The sequence below is a fragment of the Lysobacter sp. KIS68-7 genome, from assembly GCF_021284745.1.
GTDB lineage: Bacteria > Pseudomonadota > Gammaproteobacteria > Xanthomonadales > Xanthomonadaceae > Noviluteimonas.
Map to the genome: position 1 here is coordinate 2,695,166 of NZ_CP089925.1, position 24,824 is coordinate 2,719,989.

General features: G+C 67.0%; 20 protein-coding genes. 10 read left to right on the forward strand and 10 right to left on the reverse strand.

Going from position 1 to position 24,824, the window contains the following annotated elements; all coding sequences use genetic code 11:
* Positions 1-22: 22 nt before the first annotated feature.
* Both LVB87_RS13095 and LVB87_RS13100 read right to left on the reverse strand, forming a co-directional pair.
* Entirely contained in the window at positions 23-4,960 is a 4,938-nt protein-coding gene (locus tag LVB87_RS13095; RefSeq protein ID WP_343223396.1) for an NAD-glutamate dehydrogenase domain-containing protein, read from the reverse strand.
* Positions 4,961-5,049: 89 nt separating this feature from the next.
* Positions 5,050-6,198: an acyl-CoA dehydrogenase family protein gene (locus tag LVB87_RS13100; RefSeq protein WP_232898399.1), complete on the reverse strand. Its 1,149-nt coding sequence runs from the start codon at positions 6,196-6,198 to the stop codon at positions 5,050-5,052.
* 146 nt (positions 6,199-6,344) lie between these two features.
* Between LVB87_RS13100 and LVB87_RS13105 the strand changes: the two genes are divergently transcribed.
* From LVB87_RS13105 to metH, 3 genes are read left to right on the forward strand one after another with little or no spacing between them, the layout of a single operon-like run.
* Positions 6,345-7,274 carry a metalloregulator ArsR/SmtB family transcription factor gene (locus LVB87_RS13105; protein WP_232898400.1) on the forward strand — a complete coding sequence of 310 codons (930 nt, stop codon included), beginning with the start codon at positions 6,345-6,347 and terminating at the stop codon, positions 7,272-7,274.
* Positions 7,271-8,413, forward strand: coding sequence for a homocysteine S-methyltransferase family protein (locus LVB87_RS13110; RefSeq protein WP_232898401.1), 1,143 nt, complete (start codon positions 7,271-7,273; stop codon positions 8,411-8,413). Before LVB87_RS13105 ends, LVB87_RS13110 begins: the two co-directional genes overlap by 4 nt.
* Entirely contained in the window at positions 8,413-11,091 is a 2,679-nt protein-coding gene (gene metH / locus LVB87_RS13115) for a methionine synthase (RefSeq protein ID WP_232898402.1), read from the forward strand. Before LVB87_RS13110 ends, metH begins: the two co-directional genes overlap by 1 nt.
* A 3-nt stretch (positions 11,092-11,094) precedes the next feature.
* Here metH and LVB87_RS13120 read toward each other — a convergent pair whose 3' ends face one another.
* On the reverse strand, positions 11,095-12,762 hold the full coding sequence (locus LVB87_RS13120; protein WP_232898403.1) for a hypothetical protein: 1,668 nt from the start codon (positions 12,760-12,762) through the stop codon (positions 11,095-11,097).
* A gap of 146 nt (positions 12,763-12,908) precedes the next feature.
* Between LVB87_RS13120 and LVB87_RS13125 the strand changes: the two genes are divergently transcribed.
* Both LVB87_RS13125 and LVB87_RS13130 read left to right on the forward strand, forming a co-directional pair.
* A complete protein-coding gene (locus tag LVB87_RS13125) occupies positions 12,909-13,559 on the forward strand; it encodes an RHS repeat-associated core domain-containing protein (RefSeq protein WP_232898404.1) in 651 nt (216 codons plus the stop codon).
* 73 nt (positions 13,560-13,632) lie between these two features.
* The gene (locus tag LVB87_RS13130) at positions 13,633-14,058 is read left to right on the forward strand and encodes a hypothetical protein (RefSeq protein WP_232898405.1); all 426 of its coding nucleotides are present in this window, start codon (positions 13,633-13,635) and stop codon (positions 14,056-14,058) included.
* A 46-nt stretch (positions 14,059-14,104) separates the two neighbouring features.
* Here the strand turns inward: LVB87_RS13130 and LVB87_RS13135 are convergent, their stop codons facing one another.
* The 6 genes from LVB87_RS13135 to LVB87_RS13160 all read right to left on the reverse strand — a co-directional run bounded on the left by LVB87_RS13135 (position 14,105) and on the right by LVB87_RS13160 (position 18,987).
* Entirely contained in the window at positions 14,105-14,761 is a 657-nt protein-coding gene (locus tag LVB87_RS13135; RefSeq protein WP_232898406.1) for a DUF2058 family protein, read from the reverse strand.
* Positions 14,762-14,832: 71 nt separating this feature from the next.
* The gene (locus tag LVB87_RS13140; protein WP_232898407.1) at positions 14,833-15,060 is read right to left on the reverse strand and encodes a SlyX family protein; all 228 of its coding nucleotides are present in this window, start codon (positions 15,058-15,060) and stop codon (positions 14,833-14,835) included.
* Complete coding sequence (locus LVB87_RS13145; protein WP_232898408.1) at positions 15,060-16,400, reverse strand: UDP-glucose/GDP-mannose dehydrogenase family protein; 1,341 nt, start codon at positions 16,398-16,400, stop codon at positions 15,060-15,062. Before LVB87_RS13145 ends, LVB87_RS13140 begins: the two co-directional genes overlap by 1 nt.
* Before the next feature lie 97 nt (positions 16,401-16,497).
* Positions 16,498-17,277: an FKBP-type peptidyl-prolyl cis-trans isomerase gene (locus tag LVB87_RS13150; protein WP_232898409.1), complete on the reverse strand. Its 780-nt coding sequence runs from the start codon at positions 17,275-17,277 to the stop codon at positions 16,498-16,500.
* Positions 17,278-17,372: 95 nt separating this feature from the next.
* Positions 17,373-18,302 carry an FKBP-type peptidyl-prolyl cis-trans isomerase gene (locus tag LVB87_RS13155; RefSeq protein WP_232898410.1) on the reverse strand — a complete coding sequence of 310 codons (930 nt, stop codon included), beginning with the start codon at positions 18,300-18,302 and terminating at the stop codon, positions 17,373-17,375.
* A 112-nt stretch (positions 18,303-18,414) separates the two neighbouring features.
* Complete coding sequence (locus LVB87_RS13160; RefSeq protein ID WP_343223397.1) at positions 18,415-18,987, reverse strand: glutathione peroxidase; 573 nt, start codon at positions 18,985-18,987, stop codon at positions 18,415-18,417.
* A gap of 174 nt (positions 18,988-19,161) precedes the next feature.
* Here LVB87_RS13160 and LVB87_RS13165 point away from each other — a divergent pair, with 174 nt between their 5' ends.
* From LVB87_RS13165 to LVB87_RS13180, 4 genes are read left to right on the forward strand one after another with little or no spacing between them, the layout of a single operon-like run.
* Positions 19,162-19,560 (forward strand): hypothetical protein, encoded by a 399-nt coding sequence (locus LVB87_RS13165; protein WP_232898411.1) that lies wholly within the window; start codon positions 19,162-19,164, stop codon positions 19,558-19,560.
* Positions 19,561-19,563: 3 nt separating this feature from the next.
* On the forward strand, positions 19,564-19,926 hold the full coding sequence (locus LVB87_RS13170; RefSeq protein WP_232898412.1) for a GntR family transcriptional regulator: 363 nt from the start codon (positions 19,564-19,566) through the stop codon (positions 19,924-19,926).
* Positions 19,923-20,807 carry an ABC transporter ATP-binding protein gene (locus LVB87_RS13175; RefSeq protein WP_232898413.1) on the forward strand — a complete coding sequence of 295 codons (885 nt, stop codon included), beginning with the start codon at positions 19,923-19,925 and terminating at the stop codon, positions 20,805-20,807. Before LVB87_RS13170 ends, LVB87_RS13175 begins: the two co-directional genes overlap by 4 nt.
* A 23-nt stretch (positions 20,808-20,830) precedes the next feature.
* The gene (locus LVB87_RS13180; RefSeq protein WP_232900560.1) at positions 20,831-21,850 is read left to right on the forward strand and encodes a hypothetical protein; all 1,020 of its coding nucleotides are present in this window, start codon (positions 20,831-20,833) and stop codon (positions 21,848-21,850) included.
* Positions 21,851-21,941: 91 nt separating this feature from the next.
* Here LVB87_RS13180 and LVB87_RS13185 read toward each other — a convergent pair whose 3' ends face one another.
* Positions 21,942-23,372, reverse strand: coding sequence for a class II fumarate hydratase (locus tag LVB87_RS13185; protein ID WP_232898414.1), 1,431 nt, complete (start codon positions 23,370-23,372; stop codon positions 21,942-21,944).
* Between the two features lie 84 nt (positions 23,373-23,456).
* Between LVB87_RS13185 and purB the strand changes: the two genes are divergently transcribed.
* A complete protein-coding gene (gene purB / locus LVB87_RS13190) occupies positions 23,457-24,824 on the forward strand; it encodes an adenylosuccinate lyase (protein ID WP_232898415.1) in 1,368 nt (455 codons plus the stop codon).

A 24,824-nucleotide genomic window follows, 5' to 3' on the forward strand; every position in this document is an offset into this window, starting at 1 on the left:
CACGGGCCGGACTCTACTCCCGTCAGCCGCGCGAGGCGAGCTGCGACAAGCGCTGCACCGCGACGGAGGCCGTCGGATAGTCCAGCGACTTCTGCGCGGAGAGCTCGTTGAGCATCGCGAGCGTGAAGCGCAGCGACGCATCGTCGCGCTCCAGCCAATGCTTCACCTTCGCGTCGGCGTTCGCCCCCGGCTTCGCCAGCACCTGCGCGACCAGGATGCGCTGCTGCGCGCCGAGTTCTTCACGCAGGGCACCGCGAGCGACCGCATGCCAGCGGCCTTCCACCGCCAGCGCGTCGATCTGCTGCAGCAACCACGGCACGCGCAGGGCATCGCCGAGGCGGAAGTGCACCTTGGCCACGTCGGTCGGACGCAGCTTGCGCTCCTTCGCCAGCTCGATGATGTCCGGGCACGGTTCCAGGTACGGCAGCGCGGCGAGCTGGTCGGCGAGCGCGGGCGGCAGGCCCTTCGCGTTCCAGTCGCGGATGCTCGCTTCGTACGCGGGGCGCTGCGTGTCGGGCAGGATGCGCTCGCCCGCGCGAATGTCGCGGAAGCCGTTGTGGAAGTGGTCCACAGCCGTCGCGATGTCGGGGATCACGCCCGGGCGCGAGAGCAGCCAGCGCGTGAACTGGCGCTGCAGCGTCCAGATCACCTGCAAGGCATCGATCTGCACCGCTTCGGCCACCTTGCCGTCGAGCGCGTCGATCTGCGCCCACAACTCGCGGATGTCCAGCGTTTCGCGCGTGATGGTGAAGGCCTTGGCCACTTCGCTCGGCGAGCGGCCGCTGTCTTCCTGCATGCGCATGGTGAAGGTCGCACCCATGCGGTTGACCATCGAATTGGTCACCGCGGTGGCGATGATCTCGCGCTTCAGGCGGTGCTGTTCCATCGCCTTCGCATACTTCTGCTGCAGGGGCTGCGGGAAATAGCGCACCAGTTCCTTCGACAGGTACGGATCTTCCGGAACGTCGGAGTTGAGCAGCTGCTGGAACAGCACGATCTTCGAGTACGACAGCAGCACCGAGAGTTCCGGACGCGTCAGGCCCTGGCCGCGCACCTTGCGCTCGGCGATTTCCTTGTCGCTCGGCAGGTATTCGATGCCGCGATCGAGCAGGCCCTGCGATTCCAGCGTGCGGATGAAGTGCTGCTTGGAGCCCATGCGCGACAGGCTCATGCGCTCCATCAGGCTGATCGCCTGGTTCTGGCGGTAGTTGTCGTTGAGCACCAGGTGGCCGACTTCGTCGGTCATCTCCGCCAGCAACTTGTTGCGACCGTCCAGCGTCAGCTTCTTCTTCTGCACTTCGCCATTGAGCAGGATCTTGATGTTCACCTCATGGTCCGAGGTGTCCACGCCCGCCGAGTTGTCGATGAAGTCGGTGTTGAGCAGCACGCCGTGCTGCGCCGCTTCCACGCGGCCCAGCTGGGTGAGGCCCAGGTTGCCGCCCTCGCCCACCATGCGGCAACGCAGGTCGGCGCCGTTCACGCGCAGGCCGTTGTTGGCGCGGTCGCCCACGTCGGCATGCGTTTCGCGCGAAGACTTGACGTAGGTGCCGATGCCGCCGTTCCACAGCAGGTCGACCGGCGATTTGAGGATGGCCGACATCAGTTCGGTCGGGCTCAGCGACGCGGCATCGGATTCGATGCCGAGCGCGGCGCGCACTTCCGGCGAGACCGGGATCGACTTGGCGCTGCGCGGATACACGCCGCCACCCTTGCTGATCAGCGCCTTGTCGTAGTCGTCCCAGCTCGAACGCGGGAGCTTGAACATGCGCTCGCGTTCCTTGAACGTCTTCGCGGCATCCGGATTCGGGTCCAGGAAGATGTGGCGATGGTCGAAGGCCGCCAGCAGGCGGATCTTCTTCGACAACAGCATGCCGTTGCCGAACACGTCGCCCGACATGTCGCCGATGCCCACGCAGGTGAAGTCCTGCGTCTGGCAATCGCGGCCGAGCGCGCGGAAGTGGCGCTTGACCGATTCCCACGCACCACGCGCGGTGATGCCCATGCCCTTGTGGTCGTAACCGACCGAACCGCCGGAGGCGAAGGCGTCGTCGAGCCAGAAGCCGTGCGCACGCGCGATGCCGTTGGCGATGTCGGAGAACGTCGCCGTGCCCTTGTCCGCGGCGACGACCAGGTACGGATCGTCCGCATCGTGGCGCACCACGTTGGGCGGATACAGGATCTTGCCGTCGGGCGAGAGGTTGTCGGTGATGTCCAGCAGGCCGTTGATGAAGCGCTGGTAGCAGGCCACGCCCTCGGCGAACCACGCGTCGCGGTTCGTCGCCGGGTCCGGCAACTGCTTGCAGTAGAAGCCGCCCTTCGAGCCGACCGGCACGATGACGGTGTTCTTCACCATCTGCGCCTTCACCAGGCCGAGGACTTCCGTGCGGAAGTCTTCGCGGCGATCCGACCAGCGCAGGCCGCCACGCGCGACCGGGCCGAAGCGCAGGTGCACGCCTTCCACGCGCGGGCCGTACACGAAGATTTCGCGATACGGGCGCGGCTTGGGCAGGTCGGGGACCTTCGCCGAATCGAACTTGAAGGCCACGTAGTCGGCGGGGCCGCCGTCCTTGCGCTTGCCGCCTTCGTACTGGATGTAATAGCTGGTGCGCAGCGTGGCGTCGATGACGCCGATGAAGCTGCGCAGGATGCGGTCGTCGTCCAGGCTGGACACGCGGTCCATCAGGCCGAGCAGCGTCGAACGCGTGATCTCGATCTGCTGCTCGCGCGTGCCCGCGCGGGCTTCGATCACCGGCGTCACGGCGGCCAGCGCCGCGGCATCGCCTTCCAGCAGCGCCTGCAGCTGGGCGCCGAAGCGTTCCATGCCCTGCTTGATCGCCGCCTTGGACTCGCTGCCGGTGCACGGATCGAAGCGCGCTTCGAACAGTTCGACCAGCAGGCGGACCAGCAACGGATAACGCGAGAACGTGGCTTCCACGTAGCTCTGCGAGAACGGCACGCCGGTCTGCAGCAGGTACTTGCAGTAGCCACGCAGCATCGCGACCTGGCGCCAGGACAGGCCGGCCATCAGCACGAGGCGGTTGAAGCCGTCGTTCTCCGCTTCGCCGCGCCAGATGCGGGCGAAGGCGGCTTCGAAGTTCTCGTCGATGCGGCCGATGTCGATCTCGCCCTGCGTCGCTTCCACTTCGAAGTCCTGGATGTAGGCGACGTCGCCGTTGGACTCGATGCGGTACGGATGCTCGGAGATCACGCGCAGCCCCATGTTCTCCATCATCGGGAGCGCATCGGACAGCGGGATGTCGTCGTGCAGGCGGTAGAACTTGAAGCGCAGGCCGCCGTCGCGGTGCGAACGGTACAGCGACAGGCGCAGGTCGTCGGCGCCGGACAGCGCGGCGAGGTGTTCGACGTCGGCGGCGGCCACCTGCGGGCCCACCTGTTCGATGTAGCCCATCGGCAGCGCACGGCCGTAGCGCGACGCGAGCTTCAGGCCCACTTCTTCACCGTGGCGCCGGGCGAGCTGTTCGGACAGTTCGTCCTGCCAGTCGCGCACGATCTGCGCCAGGCGCGTTTCGAGTTCGGCCTCGTTGATGTCCACCTTGGCGCCCGCGCGCGGACGCACGATCAGGTGCAGCTGCGCCAGCGGCGACTCGCCGATGTGCACGGTGGAGTCGACGTACTCGCCCTGCAGCGCGTCCTTGAGCATCGCTTCGATGCGATGGCGCATCAGCGTGTCGTGGCGATCGCGCGGCACGTAGACCAGCACCGAGAAGAAGCGCCCGTAGCGGTCGCGGCGCAGGAACAGCTTGCTGCGCACGCGTTCCTGCAGGCCGAGGATGCCCGAGGCGGTGTCGAACAGTTCCGCTTCGCTGGACTGGAACAACTCGTCGCGCGGCAGCGTTTCCATGATGTGGCGCAGCGCCTTGCCGCTGTGGCTGGCCGGGCGCAGGCCCGATTCGCGCATCACGTGCTCATAGCGCTCGCGCACCAGCGGGATGTCCCACGGGCGGCGGTTGTAGGCGCTGGAGGTGTACAGGCCGAGGAAGCGCTGTTCGCGCACCGGCTTGCCCTTCGCGTCGAAGGTGAGCACGCCGATGTAGTCCATGTAGCCGCGGCGGTGCACGGTGGCGCGCGAGTTGGTCTTGGTCAGGATCAGCGCATCGACCGCACCGGACTGCGGCATGTAATGCGCGGCCAGCGAGGTCAGCGGGCGCGGCGGGCCCGCTTCCTTGTTGCGCAGCAGGCCGAGGCCCGATTCCGGGTGCGCGATCAGGAATTCTTCCTTGCCACGCTTCTCGACCGTGTATTCGCGGTAACCGAAGAACGTGAAATGGTTGTCGGCGGCCCAACGCAGGAATTCCTGCGCTTCGGCGCGGCCCGCGTCGGACACCGGGATGTTGTGCGAAGGCAGTTCTTCGGCGACCTCGAGCATGCGCTCTCGCATCTGCTCCCAGTCGACGACGATCGCGCGCACGTCGGACAGCACGGCGCGCATGCGCGCTTCGATCTTCGCCAGCGCGGGCTGCGGCTGGCGGTCGATCTCGACGTGCAGGTAGGACTCGTTGGTGCCCTCGCCCACGCCGGTGAGCTTGCCGGCCTTGTCGCGCGCCAGCGGCACGACCGGATGGCCGAGCACGTGCACGCCGATGCCCATGTCGGCCAGCGCCATGGTCACCGAGTCGACGAGGAAGGGCATGTCGTCGTTGAGGATCTGCAGCACGGTGTGCGGCGATTCCCAACCGTGTTCCTTCATCGTAGTGTTGAACAGGCGCACGTTCGCCTTGCCGGGCTTGCGCGTCTCGGAGAACTCCAGCATGCCGGCGGCCAGCGCGGCCCAGGCATCGGCCGGATGTTCGGCGAATTCATCGCGCGTCATGCGGTGGTAGAAGCCGCGCGCGAAGGCCTCGGCCTCCGCGGCGCGCGACTTCGGCACGCGCTTGCGCAGGGCCTCGAGGACCGGGGTGAGGTCGAACCGCGCCGGGGTCGGCGCGACAGGATGGGTCATGGCTTTCGTCGAAGATTTCGCGGGGGGAGCGGCCTTCTTCGGGGCCGCCTTGATCGATTTCGGACGGGTGCTCATTTCAGTGTGTGTGCTCAGCGAAGACCGGTTTCGTGGCGGGCGATCACGAGGCGTTGGATCTCGCTCGTGCCTTCGTAGATTTCGGTGATCTTCGCGTCGCGGAAGTAACGCTCGATCGGCATTTCCTTCGAATACCCCATGCCGGCGTGGATCTGCACGGCCTGGTGGGCGATCCACATCGCCGCTTCCGACGCGGTGAGCTTGGCGATCGCCGCTTCGTTGGTGAAACGCTCGCCCTGGCCCTTGAGCCAGGCCGCGCGCAGCGTGAGCAGCGTGGCGGCCTCGAGCTTGCATTTCATGTCGGCGATCTTGGCCTGCGTCATCTGGAACGTGCCGATCGGCTGGCCGAAGGCCTTGCGTTCGCGCACGTAGGCCAGCGTGGCTTCGTACGCGGCGCGGCCGATGCCGATGGCCTGCGAGGCAATGCCGATGCGGCCGGCGTCGAGCACGCCCATCGCGATCTTGAAACCGTGGCCTTCCTGGCCGAGCACTTCGTCGGCTTCGGCGACGTAGTCGGTGAATTCGATTTCGCACGTGGCAGAAGCGCGGATGCCGAGCTTGGGCTCGGTCTTGCCGCGGTGGAAGCCGGCCTTGTCGGTGTCGATCACGAAGGCGGTGATGCCGCGCGCGCCCTTGTCCGGTTCGCTCATGGCGAACAGCACGATGTACTTGGCGACCGGGCCGGAGGTGATCCAGCTCTTCTTGCCGTTGATGATGTAGCGGCCATCGGCCTGCTTCACCGCGCGGCAGCGCATGGCGGTGGCGTCGGAGCCGGACTGCGGTTCGGTCAGCGCGAAGGCGCCGATGGCCTTGCCCTCGGCGATCGCGCGCACGTACGTCTGCTTCTGCGCTTCGGTGCCGTGGGTGAGGATGCCGTTGCAGAACAGCGAATTGTTGACCGACATGATGGTGGAGTGCGCGGCGTCGGCTGCGGCGATCTCGACCATCGCCAGCACGTAGCTGACCGGGTCCATGCCCGCGCCGCCGTATTCGCCCGGCACCTCGATGCCCATCAGGCCGTTTTCGCCCAGGGTGCGGATGTTCTCGAGGGGGAATTCGCCGCTGCGGTCGAAGTGCTCGGCGCTGGGGGCGATCTTTTCGCGCGCGATGCGTCGCGCGACGTCCTGGATCATCAACTGCTCTTCGGTGAAGCGGAAATCCACGAGACGCACTCCGGGTACGGATGAAGAAGCGGAATTGTAGCCGCCACGACGCGCCGCTTGACCCCCGTGAGCGGCGGGAACAGACTTATCTCTGTATCGCGATAGGCAGATGAACGCATGTCGCCCCACCCGGAGCCCCGCACCCGATGGACCTCGAAGGCTGGTCGACCCGCTTGAAGGTGTTCGCCGACGCCACGCGCGTGCGGCTGCTCGCCCTGCTGGAGCGTGAAGAGCTCACCGTGGCCGAGCTCTCCTCCATCACGCGCCTGGCCCAGCCGCGCGTGTCCACGCACCTGGCCAAGCTCAAGGAAGCCGGGCTCGTCCGCGACCGCCGCGCCGGCGTGAGCGCCTATTACCGCTTCGACGAAGACACCCTGGACGCGGCGCAGCGCGCCCTGTGGCAGACCCTGCGCAGCGGCAGCGACGACGCCCTGCTCCGCCAGGACGCCGAACGCGTCCCCGGCGTGCTGGCCATGCGCGCGGCCGACCAGAACTGGGCCGACTCGGTGGCCGGCGACATGGAGCGCCATTACTCGCCGGGCCGCACCTGGGAAGCGCTGGCGCGCACGGCGCTGCCGCTGCTGAGTCCGGGCGACGTGCTGGACATCGCCTCGGGCGATGGCGTCCTCGCCGAACTGCTCGCGCCGCATGCCAACCGCTACATCTGCATCGACGCGAGCGCCCGCGTGGTCGCCGCGGCGAGCGAGCGCCTGAAACCCTTCCCGAACGTCGAAGTCCGCCAGGGCGACATGCATGCGCTGCCGTTTCCCAACGGCAGCTTCGACCTGGTTGTGCTGATGCACGCGCTGACCTACGCGACCAAGCCCGCGCAGGCCGTGGCCGAGGGCGCGCGCGTGCTCAAGCGCGGCGGTCGATTGTTGCTGTCGAGCCTGGCGCGCCACGAACACCGCGCCGTGGTCGAGGCCTATGGCCACGCCAACCTCGGCTTCAGCGAAAAGGACCTGCGCAAGTTCGCCGACAAGGCGGGCCTGCAGGTGGTCGGCTGCGGCACCGTCACGCGCGAGCGCCGCCCACCGCATTTCGAAGTGATTTCCCTGCTGGGAGTGAAACCGTGAACGACAACCGCAAGCTGCCCGAGAGCAGCGACGTCCTGCCCTGGCGCAACCCGGCGCGCGTGGCCGCGCTCGAGGCCGCGCTCGCCCGGCGCATCCTCATCATCGACGGCGCGATGGGCACGATGATCCAACGCCACGACCTGCAGGAAGCCGACTATCGCGGCGAACGCTTCGCCTTCGGCTACGACGCGCTGTTCACCCCCGACAACCACGCACACGGCCCCGGCTGCGGCTGCGAAGCGCACGACCAGAAAGGCAACAACGACCTGTTGACGCTCACGCGCCCGGACATCATCCGCGCCATCCACGACGCCTACCTGGACGCCGGCGCGGACCTGATCGAAACCAACACCTTCAACTCGACGTCCGTTTCGCTCGCCGACTACCGCCTGCAGCACCTGGTGCGCGAGCTCAATTTCGAATCGGCCAAGTTGGCGCGCGCCGCCTGCGATGCCGCCGAAGCGAAGGACCCCACGCACCCGCGCTTCGTCATCGGCGTGCTCGGCCCGACCAGCCGCACGGCCTCGCTGAGCCCGGACGTGAATCGCCCCGGCTTCCGCGCGACCACCTTCGATGAGCTCGCGCAGGCTTATCGCGAATCCACCCTCGGCCTGATCGAAGGCGGCGCCGACGTGCTGATGGTCGAGACGATCTTCGACACGCTCAACGCCAAGGCCGCGGTGTTCGCGATCGAAGATGTCTTCGAGCAGACCGGTGCGCGCCTGCCCGTGATGATCTCCGGCACGATCACCGATGCCTCGGGCCGCACGCTCTCCGGCCAGACCGCCGAGGCCTTCTGGTATTCGCTGCGCCACGCGCGCCCCATCGCGATCGGCCTGAACTGCGCGCTCGGCGCGAAGGACCTGCGCGCGCACGTGGACGTGCTGGCGCAGGTCGCCGACACGTACGTGAGCACCCATCCGAACGCGGGCCTGCCCAATGCCTTCGGCGGCTACGACGAAACACCCGAGGACATGGCGGGCACGCTGCGCGAGTTCGCGCAGAGCGGGCTGCTCAACCTCGTGGGCGGGTGCTGCGGCACCACGCCCGAGCACATCCGCGCCATCGCCGAGGCCGTGCGCGACCTGCCGCCGCGCGAACGGCCCACGCTCCTCGACGCACAGGCGGAAGCCGCCTGATGAATGCACTCCCCCGCCACACGCGGCTCAGCGGCCTGGAGCCGCTGCAGATCACGCCGCAGAGCAACTTCGTCAACGTCGGCGAACGCACGAACGTCACCGGCTCGGCGCAGTTCAAGAAGCTCATCCTCGAAGGCCGCTACGACGAAGCGGTGGTGGTCGCGCGCCAGCAGGTGGAAAACGGCGCGCAGATCATCGACATCAACATGGATGAAGGCATGCTCGACGCCGAGCAGGCGATGACGACCTTCATCAACCTCATCGCCGCCGAGCCGGACATCGCGCGCGTGCCGGTGATGGTCGACAGCTCCAAGTGGACGGTGATCGAAGCGGGCCTGAAGTGCCTGCAGGGCAAGGGCATCGTCAACTCGATCTCGATGAAGGAAGGCGAAGCCGAGTTCCTGCGCCAGGCGCGGCTCGTGCGGCGCTACGGCGCGGCGGTCGTGGTGATGGCCTTCGACGAAGCGGGCCAGGCGGACACGATCGAACGCAAGGTCGAGATCTCCTCGCGCGCCTACGAGCTGCTGACGACGCGGATCGGCTTTCCGCCCGAAGACATCATCTTCGACCCGAACGTGTTCGCGATCGCCACCGGCATCGAGGAGCACGACAACTACGCGGTCAACTTCATCGAGGCCGCGCGCGAGCTGCGCCGCCGCTTCCCGCTCTCGCATATTTCCGGCGGCGTCTCCAACGTCTCCTTCTCCTTCCGCGGCAACGAGGCCGTGCGCCAGGCGATCCACGTCGTGTTCCTGTACCACGCCATCGCGGCGGGCATGGACATGGGCATCGTCAACGCCGGTGCGCTGCCCTTGTACGACGATCTCGACGCCGACCTGCGCGAGCGCGTGGAGGACGTCGTCCTCAACCGCCGCAGCGATGCCACCGAGCGACTGCTCGAGATCGCCGACCGCTACAAGGGCAAGAAGGGCGAGAAGAAAGTCGAAGACCTGCGCTGGCGCGAGAAGCCGGTGGAGGATCGCCTCGCGCACGCGCTGGTGCACGGCATCGATGCCTTCATCGACGAGGACACCGAACAGGCGCGCGCCCGCGCCACGCGCCCGCTCGACGTGATCGAGGGCCCGCTGATGTCGGGCATGAATGTGGTGGGTGATCTGTTCGGCGCCGGCAAGATGTTCCTGCCGCAGGTGGTGAAGTCCGCGCGCGTGATGAAGAAGGCGGTGGCCTACCTGCTGCCCTACATCGAAGCGGAAAAACTGCGCACCGGCGACGTCGGCCGTTCGAACGGCAAGATCGTCATGGCGACCGTCAAGGGCGACGTGCACGACATCGGCAAGAACATCGTCGGCGTGGTGCTGGCCTGCAACAACTTCGAGGTGATCGACCTCGGCGTGATGGTGCCGGCGCAGACCATCCTGGATCGGGCGAAGGCGGAGCAGGCGGACATCATCGGGCTGTCGGGCTTGATTACGCCTTCGCTGGAAGAGATGCGCCATGTCGCGGCGGAAATGCAGCGGCAGGGTTTCGTGGTGCCCTTGCTGATCGGCGGCGCGACCACCTCGCGTGCGCATACGGCGCTGAAGATCGACCCGCAATACAAGTCGCCCACGGTGTGGGTGAAGGATGCCTCGCGTGCGGTGGGCGTGGCGCAGTCGCTGGTGTCGGTGGACCTGCGCGAGGCCTTCGTCGCGGCCAACGATGCCGACTACAAGGAAATCCGCGAGCGTCATCGCCAGCGCGGCGATGCGAAGCGCCTGGTGTCGCTGGACAAGGCGCGCGCGCAGGCCTTCGACGGCGGCTGGGCCGACTACACGCCCCCTGCCCCGCGGCAACCGGGCCTGACGGTGTTCGACGACGTCGCCCTCGCCGAACTCGTGCCCTTCATCGACTGGACGCCGTTCTTCAACACATGGGAGCTCGCGGGGAAGTATCCGGCGATCTTCGACGACGCGATCGTGGGCAAGCAGGCGCGCGAGTTGTTCGACGATGCGCAGGGGATGCTGAAGAAGATCGTCGACGAAAAGTGGTTGCGGGCGAAGGCGGTCGTCGGATTGTGGCCGGCGCAGTCGGTGGGCGACGACGTGCGCGTCGATGGCACGACCACCTTCCACTTCCTGCGCCAGCAGGTGGACAAGCCGGTGGATCGTCCCGACTTCTGCCTCGCGGATTTCGTCGCGCCCGAAAGCAGCGGGAAGCAGGACTGGATGGGCGGCTTCGCGGTGACCGCGGGCCTGGGCATCGAGGAACACGTCGCGCGCTTCGAAGCCGACCACGACGACTACAACGCGATCCTGCTCAAGGCCCTGGCGGATCGCCTGGCCGAAGCGCTGGCCGAACGCATGCACCAACGCGTGCGTCGTGAGTTGTGGGGCTACATGCCCGACGAAGCCCTGGCCAACGATGCACTGATCGACGAACAGTACGTCGGCATCCGCCCTGCCCCCGGGTATCCGGCGTGCCCGGAACACACCGAGAAGGCGACGCTGTTCCAGATGCTCGATGCCGAACGCAATGCCGGCGTGCGGCTGACGGAAAGTTTTGCGATGTATCCGGCGGCGGCGGTGTCGGGCTATTACTTCAGCCATCCGCGCAGCCAGTATTTCGTGGTCGGTCGCCTCTCGCGCGAGCAGGTTGCCGACTATGCGAAGCGCAAGGGCATCACGCTCGCACAGGCCGAACGCTGGCTGGCATCGAACCTCGACTACGATCCGGAATGACGCTCAGGGCCGCCCGTGTTCGATCGGGCGGTCCCGATGCATCAGCGCCCACTCGGCGTGCTCCGCGAGAGCCGCCTCGCCCAGCGCGCGCAGGATTTCCCGCTTCTCCTGCGTGCCCGGTGCGGCATCCAGCGCCATTCGCGCATTGCGGTAGATGCGGTGCATGAAGCGGTACTGCTTCACCAACTCCTTGTCCGCCTTGCGATAGGCATACGCCTCGCGCACCGCCGCCACGAGCGACAACGCGCCCATCAGCGTCACCAGCACGTTGCGCGTGGTGTCGCCCAAGCCTTTGTGGAACAGCGCGAGCAACACGCTGATCGCGATGCCCGCCCACAGGCAGGCCGCGCCCAGGCGTTGCGTGCGCACGTGGTGCCGCGCGCGCAACACCGATTTGCGTTCGTAGTACGCCAATTGCCCCGATTGCCCGGGGCGCCCCACCCACGCGTCCACGACCTCGTCGACGATGTGCGCCGCTTCGTCCGAATCGCGCGGCGCGCTGGTCGGCGACAGGCCGACCTGCCGCATCACGTTGCGGATCCAGCCGAGCTCGACGTCCTGCTTCTGCATGAAGTTGTCGTGCGCGAATTCCGCATCGCCGGTGATCGTCAGGCCCGCGCGACGCCAGAACGTCTGCACGCGCAAGCCCTCGGCCAGGGCGCGATAGTCGATGTACTTGCGATGCCAGTCGTGGCGCGCCGCGGCCGCCGCGATCGCCAGGCCGATCGCGAACAAGGCGAGGAACGCCCACAGCATCCAGTCGGGCGCGCCGAGGTCGGAATACAGCAGCAGCGCCAGGCCCATGGCGACCGCCAGGCCGTGAATTGCGCGCATGGCCCACTGCGTGCGGCGCTGGTAGCGCACGGCGAGCGCATCCGCCTCGCGCCACGTGCGCTCGGCGACATCGTCGCTGGCGGCGGGCAGCACATGGTCGTCCAGCGTGCGCCGATCGGTTTCGAAGGCCTGCATGCGCAGGAAGATGCGGTCGTAGTCCGGCGGCATGCCGGCCGCGAACGGACGCTGCGCACCACTCGTGCACCATTGCGGCGCGCCGTTTTCGTGCACGTGGTTGCGTTCGCCGTTCATGCGGTGCGCGGGCAGCAGGAGCACGAGGCTGTCGTCGTCGCCCGCGAGCATCTGCCGCAGGTTGTCGGTGGCGCGCCGCGCGCCGGGCACCGGACCGCCGAGGTAATAACGCACCACCTGCGCCGTGCCGCCCGTGCCGCTTTCGTTGCGCCCATCCCACAGCGCGAACAGCACATGGCAATGGTTGGCGACGAACAGCCCCGCCTGCAGGTATTGGCGATCGCGCGCGGGACCGACCTGGCGCAGCGCGTCGAGTTCGCGTTCGTCGCAGGCGATGGACACCACTTCGGCGCCCGCCAGCAAGGTATCGAAGGCCACCTTGGAGGTTTGCGAGGCGAAGTCCTCGCGATACAGCGAGAGGGGCAGCGGCAAGGGCACGACGAGCCGCGCGCCAAAATCCAGCGCGACTTCCGCCACGAGCCGATCCCCGCCCTCGGCCAGCGCGGAGAGCAGGACGAGCGAGAGCTCGGGATAACGCTCGCGCAACTCGGCGAACGCGGCGCGCACCTGGTCGCGCAACACGGGCAGTTGTGTCGGGTCGAGATCGCGGTGGCTGGTGACCCCCACGATCAGTTCGGTGCGCAAGGGGCCCATATCGCTTGGAGCTACGCCGAACGAGTGCGGGAGCGGACACTGATCGCGGGGTGAAACGTCTCGGAACGGGGGCCAGGACTTGCGGCACGGCGCGCGTCGCAATCCACTGGTCGATTCCACCGTCCTCGTGGAGATTCATGAAGCGCATCGCATGCCTGGCCGCGGGCCTTTCCGTTTTCGGCGCGGACGCGCGCTTCCTGTCCGTCGACCCCGTCAAGGCGGATGCGAGCACCGGAGGCCACTTCAATCGATATGCCTACGCCAACAACAACCCCTACAAGTACGTCGATCCCGACGGGCGCGTTGCGATCGTCACCCATCACCGGAACGGGGACGTCAGCGTCCACTTTCCAACGCGTTTCCATGGTCCGGCGGCGACGCAGGAGCGCATCGACCGGATCCACGCGTTCGTCGAGGCCATGTCCGGAACCTATCGGGTCAATGGCACAGACACGCAGGTGAACTTCGCGATCACCGAAATCGACGGCAGGACGCCGCGACGCGCTCGGAACGACGTCATGCTCGTCGAGGGCGCCGAGCGCAGCAACGCGGAAATTGGCGGAAGGCGCGCAGAAATCGACGTCCTGGACCGCTTCACGGCAAATGGCGTACCGGCGCATGAGTTCTCGCACCTCGGAGGCATCGACGATCTCTATGACCCCATCACCGGCCTTCCGGATCCAGCGCACGGCGACAAGATCATGAACCAGGTCCCGGGACGGGTGGAATCGACGACGGTCGAGGGCATCATCAACGCGCGCACCAACATCCGAAGGAACGAACGGTGATTCCCGCGACGTTCCTTGCACTGACGCTCGCATCGACAACCCCGTTTCCGCCGAAGACACCCGCACCATCCAGGTGGCTCCCACCTACGGTTGCGACGCGTGGTTCACGCTCGCATGCACGCATTTGCCGTGGGAAGCGAAACTGACACAGTCCTCGCCCGCCGACTTCAGCCTGTTCGAACTGACCGACAGGACGGGTGGCGAAATCCTGCGTGTCTATGTCGGTTCAGCGCCTTCGAAGGTCACGGGGAGGCCGGCATTCGAACGCAAGACCCGCAGGCACACACTGCGGGCATTCTCGAAGCCGGATGGCGACGCCATCCGCGTCGACATCGTCGTCTCGGAGACCAAGCCGTATCCGTTGACCGTGCACGTGCTGGGCAACATGATCGCGACAACGCGTTCGTGTTCGCCAGGTTCGTCAGCGGCTTGCGGCCCTGCAAGTACGGGCGCTCATTCCAGGACTGCAAGCGTTCGCCGGAATGGGAAGAAGGCCTGACGCGTTTCATGCTCGACGTCGCCGCAGGACTTACGGCGACGCACGATCACCAGACCAGATCGTCCGGCACCTGATACTGCGGATCGCTGTACGGATCGTCCCCCGCCGGCGCATTCGGATCGACCTTCAGCGCAACCGCGGGCGCGAAGATCGCTTCGGCCTTGGCCAGCGTGTCCGCATCCACCAGCAGGTAACGCCCGTCCATCTGCACCACGCCGAGTTCGCCGGCGTTGAGCGACTTCAATTGCGCATCGGTGACGTAGATGCGCTTGATCTTGCCGCCATACTCGAAATGGCGCGCGATCTCCGCGCCCGCATCGTTGCGCCCCTTGTCCTTCAGGAATTCGGCGAGCGCGGCCTTGGCCTCGCGACGCTTGCGCGCCTCTTCCTGCTTCAGGCGTTCGGCTTCGATGCGCTCGTCCTTCTCCTTCTGCGCACGGATCGCATAGGCCTTGGCGAGGTCGATTTCTTCGCGCGACTTCGGCTTGCCCTGGGGCGGCCTGCCCTGCGGCGGCCTGCCCTGCGAAGGCTTGCCATGCGCGGGTTTCCCATGCGGCGGCTTGCCGTGCACGGGCTTTCCGTGCGCGGGCTTGCCATGCGCAGGCTTCGCGCCATGCGGCGTCTTGGGTTCGGGCTTGCGGGCGGGGGCCGGCGCCGGCTTGAAGCCGAGGCCGAGCAACTGGTCGCGCAGGGAATCGCTCATGGGGGACTGCGGTAGTGCGTGGGACGAAGGAAGGATGCCGCAACGCCATCCCCCTTGCACAGTCCCGGGGTTCAGTAATGCGGCGGCGGCGGTTCTTCGGCGGGATCGGCCAGGAAGCTGGCGCGCGAGGACTTGAGTTCCTCCATCACGCGGCGCACCAGTTCGGCATTGCGTTCGGCTTCGTGGCGCGCCTGCGCCAACGCGTCGCTCATTTCCGACAGCGCGTGTTCCTGGAAGGCCAGGCGCGTCTCGAGTTCTTCGAGGCGCGCTTCCAGCGAACTTGGATCGGGCGTCGCCATCAGTCGGGCTTGCGCACCGAGCGGCCGCGGCCGATGCCGTAGTACGCCAGGCCCGCGGCTTCGACTTCCGCCGGGTCGTACAGGTTGCGGCCGTCGAACACGACCTTGTCGGTCAGCGTGTTCGCGAGCCTGGCGAAATCCGGGCTACGGAACTGCTTCCACTCGGTGACCACGACGAGCGCATCGGCACCCTTCAGCGCTTCACCCGCGGAGGCGCACAGGTGCAGGTCGGCGCGGTCGCCGAAGATGCGGCGCGCTTCCTGCGTGGCTTCCGGGTCGTAGGCCTGCACCTTGGCACCCGCATCCCACAGTTGCGCGAGCAGTTCGCGGCTGGAGGCGGCGCGCATGTCGTCGGTGTTCGGCTTGAACGCCAGGCCCCACACGGCAACGGTCTTGCCGCGCACGTCGCCGAAGTGGCGCGTCATCAGTTCGAACAAGTGCTGCTTCTGCGCTTCGTTCACCGCTTCCACGGCGTCCAGCAGGCGCGGATTGCAGCCGTACTGCTGCGCGGTCCAGGCCAGCGCCTGCACGTCCTTCGGGAAGCACGAGCCACCGTAACCGGCGCCCGGGTAGATGAAGTGCCAGCCGATGCGCGGATCCGAGCCGATGCCCTGGCGCACCATTTCGATGTCGGCGCCCACCTGCTCTGCGATGTTCGCCATCTCGTTCATGAAGGAAATCTTCGTGGCGAGCATGGCGTTGGCGGCGTACTTGGTCAGCTCGGCCGAACGGACGTCCATCGCCACGATGCGCTCATGGTTGCGGTTGAACGGCGCGTACAGACGCTTGAGCTTTTCCAGCGCAGGCGCGCTGTCGGTGCCGACCACGATGCGATCGGGGCGCATGCAGTCGTTGACCGCATCGCCTTCCTTGAGGAATTCGGGATTGCTGACGACGTCGAACACGAGCGTCGTGCGGCGCTGCAGGAGTTCCTGCGAAATCGCCGTTCGCACCTTGTCGGCGGTGCCGACCGGCACGGTCGACTTGTTCACCACCACCGCAGCGCGCTGCAGGTGCTGGCCAATCGTGCGCGCCACGGCGAGCACGTACTTGAGGTCGGCGCTGCCGTCCTCGTCGGGCGGCGTGCCGACGGCGATGAACAACACATCGCCGTGTTCGATCGCATGCGCGGCGTCGGTGGTGAAATTCAGGCGGCCGGCGGCGTGGTTCGCCTTGACCATCGGCTCCAGGCCCGGCTCGTAGATCGGGATCACGCCACGATTGAGGCCTTCGACCTTCGCTTCGTCGATGTCGACGCAGACGACGTCGTGGCCGACCTCCGCCAGGCAGGTGCCGGTGACGAGCCCGACGTAACCGGTGCCGAAAATGGTGACGCGCATGCAGTGTCCTGAAGAGCTTGGAAGGCCGCCATGGTCGCAGCCGAAAACGTCACGCCGCGGTGAAGCCGTCAGCGTGACGGGGGGACGCGGGGCCTGGTTACTGCTTCGGCGGCTGGACGATGTCGAGCAGCTCGACGTCGAACACGAGCGTCGCGTTCGGGCCGATCGGGCCGCCCGGCGTACCCTTTTCGCCGTAACCCAGGTTGCCCGGGATCCACAGCTTGAACTTGCTGCCCACCGGCATCAGCTGCAGGCCTTCCTGCCAGCCCGGCACGACCTGGTCGAGCGGGAAGACGACCGGCTGGCCGCGATCGTAGGAGCTGTCGAAGGTCTTGCCGTCGAGCGTGGCGCCCTTGTAGTGCACGCGGACCACGTCGCCGGCCTTCGGCTTCGGGCCCTTGCCTTCGGTCACGACCTGGTACTGCAGGCCCGAGGCCGTGGTCAGCACGCCCGGCTTCTTGGCGTTGTCGGCGGCGAACTTCTGGCCTTCCTCGAGGTTCTTCTTCGCATCGGCCATCGCCTTGGCGATCTGCTTGGCCTGCATCTTCTGGCCGAAGTTCTCACCGACGGAACGCGCCTGGTCTTCGGTCATCAGCAGCTTCTCGCCGGCGAGCGAGGACTTGATGGCCTTGGTGATCATGTCGACGTCGATCTCGTCCTTGATCGGGTCCAGCTGCTTGGCCAGCGCCATGCCGACCATGTAGCTCACCTGGTCCTTCTCGGTGGGCAGGCCCGCGATCTGGGCACCCTTGGCGGTGGACGCGGCGGCCGGCGCGTTGGCCTCGGTCTTGGCGGCCTCCTGCTTGTTGCAACCGGCGGCGAAAACGGCCGCGGCGGCGGCGGACAACACAAGGGCGTGGCGCAGGGAAGACTTCATCGGTGGCGCTCCTGAAAGGTTCGAACTGGAAAGTTCGGTATTCCGAAAAGAGCCGCACTATCCGCGTGCGGCCTGAAGGGGTGGTGAGCAGTGGGTCAGGGAACGATGTCGAGCAGCTCGACATCGAACTGCAGCGTCGCGTTCGGACCGATGTCCGGGGGGCCTTGTTCCCCGTAGGCCAGCTCGCCGGGCACCCAGAAGCGGTACTTGGCGCCGACCGGCATCATCGAGACGCCTTCGGACCAGCCCGCGATGACCTGCGTGAGGGGGAATTCGGCCGGTTGGCCGTGCTCGTAGGAGCTGTCGAAGACGGTGCCGTCGAGCAGCTTGCCTTCGTAATTGACGCGCACCTTGTCGGTGGGCTTCGGACGCAGGCCCGCGCCCTGGCGCAGCACCATGTACTGCAGGCCCGACGGCGTGGTGAACACGCCCTTCTGCGTCTTGTTCTTCGCGAGGAAGGCGGCGCCTTCGGTCTTGTTCTTCTCGGCCAGGGCCGCGGTTTCCTTGCCCAGGCGTTCCTGCTGGCGCTGCGAGAACGCCACGCCCACCGCACGCGCTTCCTCGTCCGACAGCAGCAGCGTGCCCTTGGCGAAGGTGGTGCGGATGGCCTGCATCATCGTCGGCACGTCGATTTCGTCCTGGACCGGCTTGAGCGAGCGGCCGACGTCGGCGCCGATGAGCAGGCCCACGTTCGACTTCGACACTTCCGGCAGCTTCGCGTCACTGGCGCCCGGCGGCTGGCCGTTGCGCGCGGAGATGCGCGCCATCAGCTGTTCGTGGGTCTTCTTCGCGGTCGCATCGTCGATCAGCGGCTTGCCGCCTGCGAAGGCATTGCGCACGGCCTTGTCGAACGCGGCCATGTCGATGTCGCGGCCGACCGGCGCGATGGAGCTGCCGACGTCCATGCCGACCATGTAACTGACCTTGTCGCGTTCGGTATTCAACACTTTCTTCTCCTGCGCCTGCGCACCGAGGGCAGCGACCAGCAACAACAACGCGGCGGCGCCGCGCACGAAACCCTTCATCCGATGACTCCTGGTGGCAAGCATGATGGCCGCGGCGAGTGCGCGGCCGGCTATTGTCGGGGCGCACGGGGGGCGCGGGCAACGCGCCACCGTGCGAATGTTGCGCCGTCGCTCAGCCGCCCTTGCCGGCCGGACGCGGGGCCTTGAGCGCCTGTTCGATCGCCTCGACGATCTGCTTGTCGTCCGGCGTGGTCTTCGAGCCCCAGCTGGCGATCAAACGCCCGTCGCGGCCCAGCAGGTATTTGTGGAAGTTCCACTTCGGCGCATCGCCCGACACGGCGGTGAGGTCCTTGTAGAACGGCGTGGCGTCGTCGCCGACGACATGCACCTTCTCGAACATCGGGAACTTGACGCCATAGGTGAGCTTGCAGAACTCCTGGATCTGCTTCTCGTCGTCGAATTCCTGCGCCTTGAAATCGCCCGACGGGAAACCGAGCACCGCGAAGCCCTGGCCCGCGTACTTCTTGTGCAGCCCTTCCAGCGCGTCAAACTGCGGGGTGAAGCCGCACTTGCTGGCCGTGTTGACCACCAGCAGCACGTCGCCGCCGTAGGTCTTTTCCAGCGAGACCGGTGTCTTCCCGGCCAGCGGCCGGTAGCTGTGGTCCAGCAGGTCGGTCTTCGAGGCGAAGGCCGTGGCCGCCACGAGCAGCAGTCCGGCGAGGGAAATCAATGGGATGCGACGCACGGTGAGCCTCGGGTCTGCGATTGGGCGAAGGGCTGCAAGTCTGCCATGGCCCGCAAGCGGGAGCCCCACCCCCGGTCGGCCTATGCCTTTAGTTGGGGCGATTGGTCGTTGACCAGGGGAATGGTGGTGTTATAGTTGCCTACAACACCGATCACCCAGAGCAGGACGTTCACCATGAACCGCAAGCTCCACAACACGGTCACCGCGCTGTTCGCGACCACCGGGCTGTTGGTCCTTGGCCTGATGGCAGCCAACCCCGTGCGGACCGCGCCGGCGCCGCTGGAGCAGCAGGTCGCCACGACGCACGTGCAGGAAGCGAGCAAGCGCATCGAAGCGCGCGCCGCCGAGTTGCAGGCGCGACTGGCCCAGTCGAAGAACGGATCCGAAGCGATCGGCGAGATCGCCGGCTTCGCGGCGGAAGCGGCCACGCTCGCCGCCATCGCCGCCGCCTTCGACCAGGCCGATGGATTCGACGCCGCGCCGATGGAGGCCGAAGCCGCCAAGCCCCTTCCCCGCCTCCACGGCCGCCAGTCGGTCGCGATGCCCTTCTTCTCCTTTGCACCGCGAGGCTGACCCATGACCGCCATCGAATGGAGCGACGGCGCTCCCATCTACCGCCAGCTCAAGGAACGCGTCGTCGCGATGCTGCTCGACGGGCTCCTCAAGCCGGGTGACGCACTGCCCTCCGTGCGCCAGGTGGCCGCCGAATACCAGCTCAATCCCATCACCGTCTCGCGCGCCTACCAGGAGCTCGCGGACGAAGCCATTGTCGAAAAACGCAGGGGACTCGGTATGTACGTCACGGAAGGGGCATCGGAGAAACTGCTGAACAGCGAGCGCGAACGCTTCCTCCGCGAAGAGTGGCCGCTCGTGCTCGAACGCATCCAGCGCCTGGGGCTGTCGCTCGACCGCCTGCTGCGCAACGGAGAGAAGGCATGAACGCGACGACCACCTCCGCCACCACGTCCGTGGTAAGCGCCCGCGGCCTGCGCAAGGCTTACAAGAACAAGCTCGCGCTCGCCGACACCGCCTTCGAAATCCCGGCCGGCCGCATCGTCGGCCTGATCGGTCCGAACGGTGCCGGCAAGACCACCGCGCTGAAGGCGATGCTCGGTCTGATCCCCTTCGAAGGCGAGCTGCGCGTGCTCGGCCGCGATCCGCGCACGCAGCGCGATGAGCTGATGAACGACGTGTGCTTCATCGCCGACGTCGCCGTGCTGCCGCGCTGGATCCGCGTGCGCGAAGCGATCGAGTTCGTCGCCGGCGTGCACCCGCGCTTCGACCGCGCGCGCTGCGAACGCTTCCTCGCCAACACCCAGCTCAAGCCCAACATGAAGGTGCGCGAGCTGTCCAAGGGCATGATCGTGCAGCTGCACCTGGCGCTGGTGATGGCCATCGACGCCAAGCTGCTGGTGCTCGACGAACCCACGCTCGGCCTGGACATCCTGTATCGCAAGCAGTTCTACCAGCGCCTGCTGGAGGACTACTTCGACGAGAACAAGACGATCGTGATCACCACGCACCAGGTGGAGGAGATCGAACACATCCTCACCGACGTGATGTTCATCCGCGACGGCAAGATCGTGCTCGAAGCGCCGATGGAAGCCGTGGGCGAGCGTTACGTCGAAGTGCTGGTCAGCGCCGACCGCGCCGACGAAGCGCGCGGCCTGCGCCCGATCGACGAACGCAGCCTGCCGTTCGGCAAGACCGTGATGCTGTTCGACGGCATCGAACTGGGCCGCCTGGCCCACCTCGGCGAAACCCGCACGCCGGGCCTGGCCGATCTGTTCGTCGCCACCATGAAGGGAACCTACGCATGAACGCTTCCACTTTCGACGGCGACATGGCCCGCGCGCCGGTTGCCGCCCCCCACCCCACCCACAAGCTGCGCCTGTTGCTGCGACGCGAGTTCTGGGAGCACAAGGGCGGGTTCTTCTGGGCGCCGATCTGGGCCGGCGGCATTTCGCTGGTGCTGTACTTCATGGCGATCGTCGTCGGTGAAGTCGTGGCGCGCAAAGCGATCGCCGACGGCGAGATCCACGGCGACAACGGGTTCAGGATCAACCAGCTCGACATCGGCATGCTGACCAAGCACATGTCCGCCGACGACATGCGCCAAGCGGCGCAGGGCATCGACCTGAGCCTGTTCCTGTCGGGCACCTGGCCCTTCATCGTGCTGGGCTTCGTGGTGTTCTTCTACTGCCTCGGCGCGCTCTACGACGATCGCAAGGACCGCAGCGTGCTGTTCTGGAAGTCGTTGCCGGTGTCGGACCGCGACACGGTGTTGTCGAAGGCGATCAGCGCGACCATCGTCGCCCCGGTCATCGCCACCGCTGTCTCGCTGGTCACGATGTTCGGCTTCCTGATGCTCGTCAGCGTGGTCGTGGCGGTGCACGGCGGCAATCCCTTCACCCTCGTGTGGGGCCTGGGCAGCCCGCTGAAGATCGCCGCGAAGCTGATCGCCACGATTCCGGTGTATGCGCTGTGGTCGCTGCCGACCGTCGGCTGGCTGATGCTCTGCTCCGCCTGGTCGCGCAGCAAGCCCTTTCTGTGGGCCGTGATGATCCCGCTGTTCGCCGGCATCTTCGTGTTCTGGTTCGACATCATGGACCTGTTCAACCTGGACACCGCCTGGTTCTGGCAGCACATCGTGGGTCGCGCACTGACGTCGGTGTTCCCCGGCCTGTGGATGACCGCGACCAACGGCATCAGCGTCAACGGCCCCGAGGATTTCGACCGCCTGCTGAGCCTGCAACAGATGTACTCGGTGTTCGCCTCGCCGCAGATCTGGGTGGGCGCGATCGCCGGCATCGCGATGCTCTTCGGCGCGGTCCGCCTGCGCCGCTGGCGCGACGATAACTGACGCTCCCGCATCCATAAGCGCAGTTCAAAGAAAGAAGGACGCTAGCCCCCCACTGCCCCGGCCCTGCCGGGGCAATTTTTTTGGGCGGGCTTCAGCCGCCGCCGCCCGCGCCACCCGCGCGGATGCCGCCCTTCGTCAGCGCAGTCGGATCCAGCAGCGCGCGCAATTGCTTCTCCGGCAGGCCGCTCATCTCGCGCGCCACGTCCAGCACCGGCCGACGTTCCGCATACGCGCGCTTGGCGATCGCTGCAGCGCGTTCGTAACCGATCACCGGGTTCAGCGCGGTCACCAGGATCGGATTGCGCCCGAGCGCTTCGTCGACCTTGTCCTTCCGCACCTTCAATCCCGCGATCGCGGTGTCGGCGAGCAGGCGCATCACGTTCGACAACAGGCCGATCGAGTCCAGCAGGTTCGCGGCAATCAGCGGCAGCATCACGTTGAGCTGGAAGTTGCCCGAAGCACCGGCGATCGAGATCGTCGTGTGCTGCCCCATCACCTGCGCGCACACCATGCAGGTCGCTTCGGGGATCACCGGGTTCACCTTGCCGGGCATGATCGAACTGCCGGGCTGCAGCGCGGGCAGTTCGATCTCGCCCAGGCCCGCGAGCGGACCGGCGTTCATCCAGCGCAGGTCGTTGGCGATCTTCATCAGGGCGACCGCGAGCGCATTGAGCTGGCCCGACAATTCCACCGCATCGTCCTGCGCCGCGATGCCTTCGAACTTGTCGGCGGCCGAATCGAAACGCGTGCGCGCGAGCGTCGACAGGGTCTTCGCCATGCGCTTGCCGAAGCGCGGGTCGCAGTTGATGCCGGTGCCGATCGCCGTGCCGCCGATCGGCAGGCGGCGCAGGCGCTTGCCGCAGTCGACCAGGCGCTCGCGCGCGGACGCGAGCTGCGCCGCCCATGCGCCGAACTCCTGCGCGAAGGTCAGCGGCATCGCATCCATCAGGTGCGTGCGGCCGGTCTTGGTGATGCGGTCGAGCGAGCGCCCGCGGCGTGCGATCGTCAGGCGCAGGTGATCGAGCGCGGGCAGCAGCGATTCGACGACCGCGAGCTGCGCGGACACGCGGATCGCCGTCGGAATCACATCGTTCGAGCTCTGCCCGAGGTTCACGTCGTCGTTGGGATGCACCGCCTTGCCGGCGCGCGAGGCCAACGCGGCGATGACCTCGTTGGCGTTCATGTTGCTCGATGTGCCCGAGCCGGTCTGGAAGATGTCGATCGGGAAATCGGTGTCGTGCGCGCCCGCGGCCACCGACAGCGCGGCGGTGCGGATGGCGCGGGCCTGGCCCTTGGGCAGCAGGCCGAGCTCGGCGTTGACGTCGGCGGCCGCGGCCTTGATCAGCCCCAGCGCACGGATGAACCCGCGCGGCATCGGCCGGCCGGAGATCGGGAAGTTCTGCACCGCGCGCTGCGTCTGCGCGCCCCAGAGCGCCTCGGCGGGGACCCGCAATTCGCCCATGCTGTCGTGCTCCAGGCGCTCGCCGCCCTGCACCTTCCGTCGCGTCGCACGCTTCGCCATCGCCAAATCTCCGTTGGGGACGGCCGGGAGCATACGCCGCTGACCGTTTAAACTTCCGCGTCTCCCAGCACCGGCCCCGCCCGAATGACCGACGCCCCGCTCCTCGCCCTGTCCCCGCTCGACGGCCGCTACGCCGCCAAGGTCGATGCGCTGCGCCCGATCTTTTCCGAGTACGGGCTGATCAAGGCGCGCGTGACCGTCGAAGTCGAATGGTTGCTGGCGCTGGCCGACGAAAAGGGCATCGGCGAACTCCCGCCCTTCTCCCCGGGCGCACGCGATCGCCTCAAGGCCCTGGCCGCGAACCTCTCGGTCGCCGACGCCGCGCGCGTCAAGGAGATCGAGCGCACGACCAACCACGACGTCAAGGCCGTCGAATACCTGATCAAGGAACGCCTGAAGGACGACGCCGACCTCGGCCCCGCGCTGGAATTCGTCCACTTCGCCTGCACCAGCGAAGACATCAACAACCTCTCCTACGCACTGATGCTGCGCGAAGCGCGCGACACCGTGCTGCTGCCGAAGCTCGACGAACTGATCGCGAAGCTCCGCGCGATGGCGCACGAGCACGCCGCGCTGCCGATGCTCTCGCGCACGCACGGCCAGACCGCCTCGCCCACCACGGTCGGCAAGGAAATCGCGAACGTCGTCGCCCGCCTGGACCGCCAGCGCGACGTGCTCGTGCAGTTGCCGATGCCGGGCAAGATCAACGGTGCGGTCGGCAACTACAACGCGCACGTGTCCGCCTATCCGGAAGTCGACTGGGCGGCGCTGTCGAGCCGCTTCGTCGCCGGCCTCGGCCTGGACTGGCAGCCCTACACCACGCAGATCGAACCGCACGACGGCATCGCCGAACTGTGCGACGCGTGCAAGCGCATCGACACCATCGCCATCGACCTGTGCCGCGACATCTGGGGCTACATCTCGCTCGGCTACTTCAAGCAGGCGGTGAAGGCCGGCGAAGTGGGCAGCTCGACCATGCCGCACAAGGTCAACCCGATCGACTTCGAAAACGCGGAAGGCAACTTCGGCATCGCCAATGCGTTGTTCGAGCACTTCGCCGCCAAGCTGCCGATCAGCCGCTGGCAGCGCGACCTCACCGACTCCACCGTGCTGCGCGCGCTCGGCACCGCCTTCGGCCATGCGCTGATCGGCTTCGATTCGCTGCAGCGCGGCCTGGCCAAGCTCAGCGTGAATCCCGATCGCCTCGCCGCCGACCTCGACGCCGCCTGGGAAGTGCTCGCCGAAGCCGTGCAGACGGTGATGCGCCGCCACGGCCTGCCCAATCCCTATGAACAATTGAAGGCGCTCACGCGCGGCCAGGGCATCACCGCCGAATCGATGCGCACCTTCATCGCCTCGCTCGACCTGCCGGCCGATGCGCGCAAGCGTCTCGAAACGCTGACGCCCGCGACCTACGTCGGCCTCGCCGAACGCCTGGCACGCGAGATCTGA